This window comes from Pseudomonas sp. RGM 3321 (genome assembly GCF_022836805.1).
Lineage (GTDB): Bacteria > Pseudomonadota > Gammaproteobacteria > Pseudomonadales > Pseudomonadaceae > Aquipseudomonas.
The window spans coordinates 41,195-53,694 of sequence record NZ_JALHBH010000092.1 but is presented as its reverse complement, the minus strand read 5'-3'; the positions used below and the strand labels follow the sequence as shown (position 1 = coordinate 53,694).

General features: G+C 59.3%; 9 protein-coding genes. All 9 read left to right on the top strand.

Annotated features, from left to right (window positions below; all coding sequences use genetic code 11):
• Positions 1-59 precede the first annotated feature (59 nt).
• Positions 60-236 carry a hypothetical protein gene (locus RGM3321_RS04920; protein WP_002552060.1) on the top strand — a complete coding sequence of 59 codons (177 nt, stop codon included), beginning with the start codon at positions 60-62 and terminating at the stop codon, positions 234-236.
• Entirely contained in the window at positions 220-3,174 is a 2,955-nt protein-coding gene (locus RGM3321_RS04915) for a sensor histidine kinase (RefSeq protein WP_244391827.1), read from the top strand. The genes RGM3321_RS04920 and RGM3321_RS04915 overlap by 17 nt, the downstream gene beginning before the upstream one ends.
• 22 nt (positions 3,175-3,196) lie before the next feature.
• Positions 3,197-4,630, top strand: a complete 1,434-nt coding sequence (locus RGM3321_RS04910) for a sigma-54 dependent transcriptional regulator (RefSeq protein ID WP_058400368.1) — start codon at positions 3,197-3,199, stop codon at positions 4,628-4,630.
• Positions 4,631-5,328: 698 nt separating this feature from the next.
• Complete coding sequence (locus RGM3321_RS04905) at positions 5,329-6,732, top strand: polynucleotide adenylyltransferase PcnB (protein ID WP_244391826.1); 1,404 nt, start codon at positions 5,329-5,331, stop codon at positions 6,730-6,732.
• Entirely contained in the window at positions 6,725-7,231 is a 507-nt protein-coding gene (gene folK / locus RGM3321_RS04900; RefSeq protein WP_058408997.1) for a 2-amino-4-hydroxy-6-hydroxymethyldihydropteridine diphosphokinase, read from the top strand. The genes RGM3321_RS04905 and folK overlap by 8 nt, the downstream gene beginning before the upstream one ends.
• Before the next feature lie 227 nt (positions 7,232-7,458).
• The gene (gene panB, locus RGM3321_RS04895) at positions 7,459-8,259 is read left to right on the top strand and encodes a 3-methyl-2-oxobutanoate hydroxymethyltransferase (RefSeq protein ID WP_244391825.1); all 801 of its coding nucleotides are present in this window, start codon (positions 7,459-7,461) and stop codon (positions 8,257-8,259) included.
• A complete protein-coding gene (gene panC, locus RGM3321_RS04890) occupies positions 8,256-9,107 on the top strand; it encodes a pantoate--beta-alanine ligase (RefSeq protein WP_244391824.1) in 852 nt (283 codons plus the stop codon). Before panB ends, panC begins: the two co-directional genes overlap by 4 nt.
• A gap of 253 nt (positions 9,108-9,360) precedes the next feature.
• On the top strand, positions 9,361-11,025 hold the full coding sequence (gene pgi, locus RGM3321_RS04885) for a glucose-6-phosphate isomerase (RefSeq protein WP_244391823.1): 1,665 nt from the start codon (positions 9,361-9,363) through the stop codon (positions 11,023-11,025).
• A 578-nt stretch (positions 11,026-11,603) separates the two neighbouring features.
• Positions 11,604-12,473, top strand: a complete 870-nt coding sequence (locus RGM3321_RS04880) for an oxygenase MpaB family protein (RefSeq protein ID WP_244391822.1) — start codon at positions 11,604-11,606, stop codon at positions 12,471-12,473.
• Positions 12,474-12,500: the final 27 nt, after the last annotated feature.

The window sequence follows — 12,500 nt, the reverse complement described above, 5'->3', positions numbered from 1 at the left end:
GCAGGTTATCCGCCATCCGTTAACATGCCGCTCCTCATCTACCAGCACAGGGAGACCAGATGTACATATACCGGTTGGTTTTGCTTCTGGTGGTCGGCATCTATCTGTTCTCTCCGGCCATCATGGACTGGTGGATCGATGCCACCGGTGCCTGGTATCGCCCCTACATGCTGTGGCTGATCCTGATCGTGGTGACTTTCATTCTGCAGAGCCAGCGAGATGCCGATGAGCTTTAGTCTGACGCAGATGCTGATGGTCAGCGCCGCCTACCTGCTGGTGCTGTTCGGTGTAGCCTGGGTCAGCGAGCACGGCCTTATTCCACGCTGGATCATCCGTCATCCGTTGACCTACACCCTGTCACTGGGCGTGTACGCCAGCGCTTGGGCGTTTTATGGCACGGTCGGCCTGGCCTATCAGTATGGCTACGGCTTTCTGTCCAGCTATCTGGGTGTTTCCGGAGCATTTCTGCTCGCGCCGGTGTTGCTCTACCCGATCCTCAGAATCACCCGCACCTACCAGCTTTCATCGCTGGCCGATTTGTTCGCCTTCCGCTTCCGCAGCACCTGGGCTGGCGCGCTGACCACCGTATTCATGCTGATCGGCGTACTGCCGTTGCTGGCCTTGCAGATTCAGGCAGTGGCCGACTCCATCGGAATTCTGACCCGCGAACCGGTGCAGGATCGGGTCGCAGTGGCGTTCTGCGCACTGATCACCCTGTTCACGATTTTCTTTGGCTCACGGCACATCGCCACGCGCGAGAAACACGAGGGCCTGGTATTCGCCATCGCCTTCGAATCGCTGATCAAACTGATCGCACTGGGCGGTGTCGGGCTTTACGCCTTGTATGGCGTGTTCGACGGCCCGCAACAATTGGAGCTGTGGCTGCTGCAGAACCAGACCGCCCTCGCCTCGCTACACACGCCTTTGCAGGAAGGCCCATGGCGCACGCTGCTGCTGGTGTTCTTCGCCTCGGCCATTGTCATGCCGCACATGTACCACATGACCTTCACGGAAAACCTCAACCCGCGCTCGCTGGTCAGCGCCAGTTGGGGTCTGCCGCTGTTTCTGCTGTTGATCAGCCTCGCAGTACCGCTGATTCTATGGGCCGGGCTCAAGCTCGGCGCCACGACCAGCCCGGAATACTTCACGCTCGGCATCGGTATCGCGGCCAACAGCAAGTCTCTGGCCCTGCTCGCCTACATCGGCGGGCTGTCGGCGGCCAGCGGGCTGATCATCGTCACCACGCTGGCGCTGTCCGGCATGGCACTCAATCATCTAGTGCTGCCGCTTTATCAGCCACCCGCCGAGGGCAATATCTACCGCTGGCTGAAGTGGACGCGACGCGGACTGATCGTGGCGATCATCGCCTTGGGTTACGGCTTCTATCTGCTGCTGGGCGCTCAGCAGGATCTGGCCAATCTGGGCATCGTCGCCTTCGTTGCGACCCTGCAATTCCTGCCGGGCGTACTGTCGGTACTGTACTGGCCGACCGCCAACCGGCGCGGCTTCATCGCCGGGCTGCTGGCCGGCATTTCGGTCTGGGCGGTCAGCATGCTGTTGCCGCTGATCGGCAACCTGCAGGGCTTCTACATTCCCTGGCTGAACATGATCTATGTGCTGGACGACACCAGTTGGCACATGGCAGCCATCGCCTCGCTGGCCGCCAACGTGTTGTTGTTCACCCTGATCTCGCTGTTCACCAATGCCAGCCCTGAAGAAGCCGGGGCTGCCGAGGCCTGTGCGGTCGATAACGTACGCCGCCCGCAACGCCGTGAACTGCATGCCGTGTCGCCTCAGGAGTTCGCCACCCAACTGGCCAAACCGCTGGGCGCGAAAGCCGCGCAGAAGGAGGTCGAGCAAGCGCTGCGCGATCTCTACCTGCCGTTCGATGAGCGCCGCCCCTATGCCCTACGCCGCCTGCGCGACCGCATCGAAGCCAACCTGTCCGGGCTGATGGGCCCCAGCGTAGCGCAGGACATGGTGGAAACCTTTCTGCCGTACAAATCGGGCAGCGAAAAATACGTTACCGAAGACATACATTTCATTGAGAGCCGGCTTGAGGACTACCACTCGCGCCTCACCGGCCTTGCCGCCGAACTCGATGCCTTGCGCCGCTACCACCGCCAGACCCTTCAGGAACTGCCGATGGGCGTCTGCTCGCTGGCCGAAGATCAGGAGATCCTGATGTGGAACAGGGCCATGGAAGAGCTGACCGGTATCGTCGCCCAGCGCGTGGTCGGTTCGCGGCTGGAAACCATCGCCGAACCCTGGAAAAGCCTGCTGACCGGCTTTACCAGTCTGCCCGATGAGCATCTGCACAAGCAGAAACTCGGTCTGGACGGCCAGACCCGCTGGCTCAACCTGCACAAGGCGGCCATCAACGAGCCTCTCGCCCCAGGCAACAGTGGTCTGGTGGTGCTGGTCGAGGATCTGACCGACACGCAGATGCTTGAAGACAAGCTGGTGCACTCAGAGCGGCTGGCCAGCATTGGTCGACTGGCAGCAGGCGTGGCGCACGAGATCGGCAACCCGATCACCGGCATTGCCTGTCTTGCGCAAAACCTGCGTGAAGAGCGCGAAGAAGACGGCGAACTGAAAGAAATCAGTAGTCAGATACTTGAACAGACCAAACGTGTATCGCGCATTGTCCAGTCATTGATGAGCTTTGCCCACGCGGGGGCTCATCAGCACAGCGACGAGGCTGTTTGTCTGGCTGTGGTGGCTCAGGATGCTATTGGTCTGCTGGCGCTGAACCGGCGCAATTTCGAAGTACACTTCTATAACCTGTGCAACCCCGAACATTGGGCTGTCGGCGACCCGCAGCGCTTGGCACAAGTGCTGATCAACCTGCTCTCCAATGCCCGAGATGCGTCCCCGGCAGGCAGCGCGGTCAGGGTCAGAAGCGAAGTATCCGAGCACACGGTGGACCTGATCGTCGAAGACGAAGGCAGTGGGATTTCAAAGGCAATCATGGACCGATTGTTCGAGCCGTTCTTCACTACCAAGGAGCCTGGCGAAGGAACCGGACTTGGCCTCGCGCTGGTCTATTCCATCGTTGAAGAGCATTATGGACAAATCACTATCGACAGCCCGGCCGATCCCGAGCAGCAGCGTGGAACCCGTATTCGGGTGACCTTGCCACGTCATGTCGACGCGACGTCCACCGTGAACTGAGATCGTCGAGAGAACTGAATCAATGCCGCATATTTTGATCGTCGAAGACGAAACGATTATCCGCTCAGCCCTGCGTCGCCTGCTTGAACGCAATCAGTATGAAGTCAGTGAAGCCGGCTCCGTTCAGGAAGCTCAGGAGCGTTTCAGCATTCCGTCTTTTGATCTGATCGTTAGCGACCTGCGCCTGCCAGGCGCGCCCGGTACCGAACTGATCAAGCTCGGCGAAGGCAAACCGGTGCTGATCATGACCAGTTACGCCAGCCTGCGCTCAGCGGTCGATTCGATGAAGATGGGGGCGGTGGATTACATCGCCAAACCCTTCGACCACGATGAAATGCTGCAGGCGGTCTCACGAATTCTGCGTGATCGCCAGACGGTAAAGGGTCTTCAGGATGAGCGTAACGCGCTCGCCAAGGCTAACGGAGCTGAAAAAGGCCCGGCACAGAATAATAATGGCGAGATCGGCATCATCGGTTCTTGCCCGCCCATGCTGGATCTCTACAGCAAGATCCGCAAAGTGGCCCCGACCGATTCCAATGTCCTGGTTCAGGGCGAGTCGGGCACCGGTAAAGAGCTGGTCGCCCGCGCCCTGCACAACCTCTCACGGCGCGCCAAGGCGCCGATGATTTCGGTCAACTGTGCGGCCATCCCTGAATCGCTGATCGAGTCTGAATTGTTCGGTCACGAGAAAGGCGCGTTCACCGGTGCCAGTGCAGGTCGTGCAGGCTTGGTTGAAGCTGCTGACGGAGGCACGCTGTTTCTCGATGAAATCGGCGAGCTGCCTCTGGAAGCCCAGGCACGCCTGCTGCGGGTATTGCAGGAAGGCGAGATTCGGCGTGTCGGCTCGGTGCAATCGCAAAAGGTCGACGTACGCCTGATTGCCGCAACCCACCGAGACCTCAAGACACTGGCCAAAAATGGCGAGTTTCGTGAAGACCTGTTCTATCGGCTGCACGTCATCGCCCTGAAACTCCCCGCGCTGCGCGAGCGTGGCAGCGATATTCTGGAAATCGCCCGTGCATTTCTGGTACGCCAGAGCGCCAAGGTCGGTCGCGACGACCTGAAATTTGCCCCCGACGCCGAACAAGCCATTCGTCATTACAGCTGGCCAGGCAACGTACGCGAATTGGAAAACGCGGTGGAACGCTCGGTGATACTGTGCGAAAACCCGGAAATCACCGCAGACCTGCTGGGTATCGATATCGAACTCGACGGTCTGGATGACGACGAGTACATGGGTATGGCACCGCTGCCAGGGTCTTCCGGCTCAACGGGCAATGAGCCGGCCGAGGACCTGTCGCTCGAGGACTATTTCCAGCACTTCGTTCTGGAGCATCAGGACCATATGACTGAAACCGAGCTGGCGCGCAAACTGGGCGTCAGTCGCAAGTGTCTGTGGGAACGTCGTCAGCGTCTGGGCATTCCGCGTCGCAAGGGCGTCGCCAACGAGACGTAAAAAGCGGTAAAGGCTCTGGCACGCGGTGCGCAGAGCGGATAGAAACTGTTACCTCAAACGTTTCACGTAACAAAAGCCGGGTCTTACGGTAACGCAGGCCCGGCTTTTTTGTGCGTGCAACAACCGCCTTTCGCCCGCAAACGCCCGGTTTACGGGGCTTCGCAAAAGTTGGCACAGCTTCTGCTATATGCGTAGTACAAGAAAAACAACAAGCAGTACGACACCCATAATAAAAACAACACGAATCGACTCACGCATAACAAGAACAACACGGCGGAGGCGCAGCTAACTGATTCTTTTGGAGAGGAGTTGTATTTGGGGCTTGCCCCGCAACCAGGCCGAGAACAACAAAAACTACCCTTAGGTAGAGCCTGAACTGGTTGGATCGAGTGATCATTGCAACGCAGCGACCAAAGCAATCCGTTTGCTCTTGACTCCCGATTGGGAGGTTTCACAGACGAAGGTCTCGTGAATGGGCACTCAACAAAAACAAGAAGCCCATACAGAAAACAATAATAAAGAGCACACACTTTGGGGGAGCTTCGGCTCCCCCAGTAGCTTCCCAGCGTTAATACACGCCATCGTTTGCCCTTCCGCGACAGCTTCCTACACCATCCCTCGACTAAATGCTAGAATCCCCGCCCATCATGCGGTCATTCCACGTTTTTGGCCGAATATTCCTTCAAACAGTGCATCCCATGCTGAAGAAGTTGTTCCAGTCATTTCGTTCCCCACTGCGCAAACCGCAGCAACATACGCGTACCACGCCTGAAGTGCTCAATAGCAGCCAGCATTCGCTGCAACGCAGCCAGTTCAGCCGTTATGCCGTTAATATCGTCGAGCGCCTGCAGAACGCTGGCTACCAGGCCTATCTGGTCGGTGGCTGTGTACGCGACATGATGCTCAATATCACGCCCAAGGATTTTGACGTCGCCACCAGCGCCACGCCGGAACAGGTGCGTGCCGAATTCCGCAATGCGCGGATCATTGGCCGCCGGTTCAAGCTGGTGCATATCCATTTCGGTCGTGAAATCATCGAAGTGGCGACCTTCCGCGCCAATCATCCCCAGGATGACGAAGAAGAGGACAGCAACCAGTCCTCGCGTAACGAAAGCGGGCGCATTCTGCGTGACAATGTGTATGGCACGCTTGAAGAAGACGCCCAGCGTCGCGACTTCACGATCAATGCGCTGTATTACGATCCGGTCAGCGAGCGTGTTCTGGATTACGCCAATGGCGTACACGACATTCGCAACCGCCTGATCCGCCTGATCGGCGACCCCGAGCAGCGCTACAAGGAAGACCCGGTGCGCATGCTGCGTGCGGTGCGCTTCGCTGCCAAGCTCGACTTCGGCATCGAAAAGCATAGCGCTCAGCCCATTCGCTCGCTGGCACCGATGCTGCGCGATATTCCATCGGCACGCCTGTTCGAAGAAGTGCTCAAACTGTTCCTCTCCGGGCATGCCGCTCCCACCTTTGAAATGCTGGTGGACCTGGAACTGTTCGAACCGCTGTTCCCGGCCAGTTCCAAAGCGCTGGAATACAACCCGACCTACACCCATACACTGATCAGCAATGCCCTGATCAACACCGACCTGCGCATCAAGCAGAACAAACCGGTCACGCCGGCGTTTCTGTTTGCCGCGCTGCTCTGGCCTGCGCTGCCGGCCAAGGTGCTGCGCGCCCAGGAACGTGGCATGCCGCCGATTGCAGCCATGCAGGACGCCGCTCACGAGCTGATTATCGAGCAATGCCAGCGCATCGCGATTCCCAAGCGCTTCACCCTGCCGATCCGCGAGATCTGGGATATGCAGGAGCGCCTGCCGCGCCGTTCGGGCAAACGTGCAGACCTGTTGCTGGACAATTCAAGGTTCCGTGCGGGTTACGATTTCCTGCTGCTGCGTGAAACAGCGGGCGAGCAGACCGATGGTCTGGGCCAGTGGTGGACTGATTATCAGGACTGCAACGACAGCCAACGCCGTGACATGATTCGTGACCTGAGCAACAAGCCCGAAGCTGCGGGCGCGGCGCCACGCAAGCGTCGTCGTAACAGCGGTGCCAAACGCAAGCGCACCACCGGCGAGGCGCAAAGCGGTGAATGAACCGCTGTTGACCACTGAACGCGTTTACATCGGCCTGGGCAGTAATCTTGCTGACCCGGCCGAGCAATTGCGCAGTGCCCTCAAGGCAATGGCGCAGTTACCAGGCTGCGAACTCACCAGCGTGTCATCGTTCTATGTCAGCGACTCGCTGCTGCCCGGCCAGCCGCGCTTTACCAACGCCGTCGCAGCACTCGACACTACCCTGACGCCACTGACCCTGCTTGACGCCCTACAGGCCATCGAGCTGGATCAGGGCCGCGAACGCCACGAACGCTGGGGGCCTCGCACGCTGGACCTCGACATTCTGCTGTTCGGCAATCGCCTGATCGACGAACCGCGCCTTAAAGTGCCGCATTACCACATGCAGGCGCGGGCATTCGTGCTGTACCCACTGGCAGAACTGGCCCCCGGCCTGACGCTGGCCGACGGACGCGAACTCGATCGTCTACTTGACGACTGCCCGTTTACGGGCCTTGAACGCCTGCCCGCCGAGGCGTAAAGCCTGTCTGTCACCGCACATGTGTAACCGGTCCGACGCACAGGTAACACCTTCAATTGACTTCACGCCCCCTCCTCACGAAGATAGGCCTCCCGCCGCCGCACCACAGGCGAACGGGCGCGAAACAGGCCTTTGCAAAACACCGCGACACGACGGTGTGCCTGCTTTTCCAGGATGACTCTCACGCGCTGAATACCCGCCTTCACAGCGCCTGATGGAGGACTTACATGCCGAACATAACCGTTACGTCGCTGCTGGCCATGAAACAAAAAGGTGAGAAAATCACCATGCTGACCTGCTACGACGCAACCTTCGCCCACACGGCCTGCCAGGCCGGTGTCGAAGTGCTGCTGATAGGCGACTCGCTGGGCATGGTCCTGCAAGGTCACGACAGCACCCTGCCCGTCACTACCGCCGAAACCGCGTACCACGTTGCGTGTGTGAAACGCGGTAATCAGGGCGCTATGATTCTCGCCGACCTGCCGTTCATGGCCAACGCCACGCTGGAGCAGACCTTCATCAACAGCGCGACGCTGATGCAGGCAGGTGCGCATATGATCAAGGTCGAAGGCGCTGCCTGGCTGGCCGAGTCGATCCGTTTACTGGCCGAGCGCGGTATTCCGGTGTGCGCGCACATGGGCCTGACCCCTCAGGCAGTCAACGTGCTGGGCGGCTATAAAGTTCAGGGTCGGCTGGAAGCACAGGCACGGCAGATGCGCGCCGACGCTATAGCACTGGAGCAGTCGGGTGCAGCGATGATCCTGCTGGAGTGCGTGCCGAGCGAACTCGCCGAGGAAATCACCCAGGCGGTGAAAATTCCGGTCATTGGTATTGGCGCGGGCAGCGCTACCGACGGTCAGGTACTGGTGCTGCACGACATGCTGGGCCTTTCCATCAGCGGGCGCGTACCCAAATTCGTGAAAAACTTCATGACCGGTCAGCCCGATATCCAGTCGGCTATCCGGGCCTACGTGGCCGCAGTCAAAGACGTCAGCTTTCCGGCAACTGAACACGGATTCTCGGCATGAACACAGTAAAAACCGTACAGGAACTGCGCGCTGCCGTTGCGCGGGCACGCAGCGAAGGCAAGCGAATCGCGTTGACCCCGACCATGGGCAACCTGCACAGCGGCCACGCAGCACTGGTCGCCAAGGCAGCCCAGCGTGCCGACTTCGTGGTCGCCACCATTTTCGTCAATCCGCTGCAGTTCGGCCCCAACGAAGACTTGGCCACCTACCCTCGCACCCTGGCGGCCGATCAGGAAAAACTTCTGCAGGCCGGCTGCAACCTGCTATTCACCCCCAGCGTCGAGGAAATGTACCCGCATGGCATGGCCGATCAGACACTGGTCAGCGTGCCACACCTGTCGCAAGGCCTGTGCGGTGCGAGCCGTCCCGGCCACTTTGAGGGTGTTGCTACGGTCGTCAGCAAGCTGTTCAACATGGTGCAGCCCGACCTGGCGATTTTCGGCGAAAAGGACTTCCAGCAACTGGCGGTGATTCGCGCCATGGTCCGTGACCTGAACATGCCGATCCAGATCATCGGCGAGCCCACCGTGCGTGCCGACGACGGTCTGGCGCTTTCCTCGCGTAACGGTTATCTGAATGACGCTCAGCGCGCTGCGGCGCCTGCGCTGTATCAGGCCATCCGCCAGACCGCCGACGCGATCAGCGCAGGCGAACAGGATTTCGACGCGCTGCTGACGAGCAAGAAGCAGCAACTGGAAGCTGCCGGTTTTCGTATCGATTATCTGGAGATACGTGACGCCACCAGCCTGCGTCCGACCACTGCCGAAAAATGCGACTTGGTCATCCTAGCCGCCGCATTCCTGGGTAAAACCCGCCTGATCGACAATCTGCACCTGACCAGAAGCTGACGGGATGCACCGGGGCAATGAACTAAGCCACACCGGCAATGCCATACCGGTACAGGTTGCCTGAACCACAACCGACAGCATTTAAGCGCAAGCCCCGGCTTCTTGTGTGCGAAAAAGTACCGGGGTCATGTAAGGCGAGGCGCAGACAAACGGGTACGCGAAGGGTAGTCTGCTATGCATAGCCCGTGAGACAGCTTGCGACCTCGCCCCAAGAATATCCAAAGACAGAACCAGTTAAAGGAAACCCGCAGCGATGGCGTACTACCGCAATCCTTCCGATGTGACCGCTCTGCCCGCCTGGCAAGCGTTGAGCAAACACCGCCAGGCCATGCAGAATTTCAGCATGCGCGAAGCGTTCAATACTGATCCGCAGCGCTTCAGCCAATTCACCCTCAGCAGCGCTGGTCTGTTTCTCGACTACTCCAAAAACCTGATCACCACCGAAACCCGTGATCTGCTGGTCAGCCTGGCAGGCGAAGTGAACCTCAAGGACGCGATCAAGGCTCAATACGAAGGCGAGTTGGTCAACTCATCCGAAGGTCGCCCGGCGCTGCACACTGCCCTGCGTCGGCCGGTCGGCGACAAGTTGAAAGTCAACGGCGTCGATGTGATGCCGGACGTACACCGCGTACTCAATCAGATGACCGAACTGGTCGGCCGCATTCACGACGGCCTGTGGCGCGGTTACACCGAAAAGCCGATCACCGACGTGGTGAACATCGGCATCGGCGGTTCGTTCCTCGGCCCGGAGCTGGTCTCAGAAGCGCTGGTGGCCTACGCGCACAAAGGTGTCCGTTGCCATTACCTGGCGAACATTGACGGCAGCGAGTTTCATGAACTGTCGATGAAAATTCGCGCCGAGACCACACTCTTCATCGTCTCGTCGAAGTCCTTCAATACGCTGGAAACCCTGAAAAACGCTCAGGCTGCACGCGCTTGGTATCTGGCCCAGGGCGGTTCCGAAGTCGAACTGCATCGCCACTTCATCGCGGTTTCCAGCAACAATGCGGCGGCCGTAGCCTTCGGCATCCGTGAAGAAAACATCTTCCCGATGTGGGACTGGGTCGGCGGTCGCTATTCGCTTTGGTCGGCTATCGGCCTGCCTATCGCGCTGGCCATCGGCATGTCCAACTTCAAGGAACTGCTGTCCGGTGCCTACACCATGGACCAGCACTTCCAGAGCGCCCCTTTCGAACAGAACATGCCGGTGCTGCTGGCGCTGCTGGGCGTCTGGTACGGCAACTTCTGGAACGCACAAAGCCACGCGATCCTGCCGTACGACCACTACCTGCGTAACATCACCAAACACTTGCAACAACTGGACATGGAGTCCAACGGCAAAAGCGTCCGTCAGGACGGTACGCCGACCTCCACCGACACCGGCCCGGTCATCTGGGGCGGCGTGGGTGCCAACGGTCAGCACGCTTATCACCAGTTGCTGCATCAAGGCACACAGATGATTCCGGCCGACTTCATTGTGCCGATCGTCAGCTTCAACCCGGTTGCCGACCATCACCAGTGGCTGTACGCGAACTGCCTGTCACAGAGCCAGGCACTGATGATGGGCAAGACCCGCGCTGAAGCCGAAGCCGAACTGCGCGAGAAGGGCATGAGCGAGGAAGAGGTGCAGAAACTGGCACCGCACAAGGTCATCCCCGGTAACCGTCCGAGCAACACCCTGGTGGTCGAACGCATCAGCCCGCGTCGTCTTGGCGCACTGGTGGCGATGTATGAGCACAAAGTGTTCGTGCAGAGCGTGATCTGGGGCACCAATGCCTTTGACCAATGGGGCGTGGAACTGGGCAAGGAGATGGGCAAGGCCGTGTACCAGCGTCTGACCGGCGGCACCGAAGAGCCGGCTGACGATGCATCGACCCAAGGCCTGATCAACTACTTCCGCGGCCGTCACCGCGGCTGATTTGTCCCTATCGTTCCCACGCTCTGCGCTCAGCGTTACGCAGAAGTCTTGATGAGTAGGGAAAACGGGCTTTTGTAGGAGCGAACTTGTTCGCGAAGGCGTTATGTCAGACACAGAAACTTCTGCGGCTGCACAGGGCCCTTTCGCGAACAAGTTCGCTCCCACGCCCTGCGGGCAGAAGCCCTGTACATCTTCAGCGGATGTACGCTCTCCTCGTGGGAGTCTTGATGAGTAGAGGAAACCGGGCTTTTGTAGGAGCGAACTTGTTCGCGAAGGCGTTATGTCAGACGCAGAAACTCCTGCGGCTGCACAGGGCCCTTTCGCGAACAAGTTCGCTCCCACGCCCTGCGGGCAGAAGCCCTGTACATCTTCAGCGGATGTACGCTCTCCTTGTGGGAGTCTTGATGAGTAGAGGAAACCGGGCTTTTGTAGCAGCGAACTTGTTCGCGAAAGCTTTATTTCGGGTGATACATCTTTAGCGGATGTACCGGTCCTCTCGCAAGCAAGCGAAGGGTCGCCCGGTCCGTTACCACAAAAGCCTCTTTGCCGTACTTCCCTCCCAGATGCATGAGCCCGACATGGAATTCATCCGCACCCGCATCGAAACCCAGGTCATCAGCCTTACCGGCCTGGCCCTGGGCCAACTGGATCTGGAGAACCCCAAGGGCGACCCTGGTCTGTTTGGTCCTCAGGCAGTTTGCTGGAAGGTACACGGCGATTTCACCAGCATGCTGGTCGGCGGGATCAGCGCATTGATGTTGCAGGCGCTACACCCACTGGCGCTGGCGGGTATCTGGGACCACTCCAACTTTCGTCAGGACATGCTCGGCCGCCTGCGGCGTACCGGACAGTTTCTGTCCGGCACTACCTACGGCTCCACGCGAGATGCCAACTGGCTGATCGACAAGGTGCGCAATATTCACCTGAACATTACCGGCACGGCACCCGACGGCAGGCCTTACGCTGCCAGCGATCCGGATTTGCTGACCTGGGTGCATGTGGCCGAAGTCAGCAGCTTTCTCGCAGCCCATCTGCGCTACCTCAACCCGGATATGTCACTCGCCGATCAGGACGCGTACTACGCTGAAACAGCGCTGGTTGCCGAACGGCTCGGGGCTCGTAATGTTCCGCGCTCACGTCAGGCCATCGCTGATTATCTGGCGGACATTCGCGGGCAACTGCTTTGCGACGAGCGCAGTCATGAAGTGCTGCGCCTACTGCTTGATGCCCCCGCGCCCAACTGGCTGGCCAAGCCTTTCGGCGTGTTGATGATGCGTGCCGGTATCGACTTGCTGCCGGACTGGGCGAGCGAAATGCTCGGCATTACCCAAGGCCCCGTGCAGCGCCGGATAATCCGCCTGGGCGTAAACCACACCGCGCCCATTTTGCGTTGGGCCGTGCAGGACGGATCAGCGCAACGTGCCAGACGCCGCATGGACGTTACGTAAAGGTTTTCGGCAAAACGTGACCGAGCG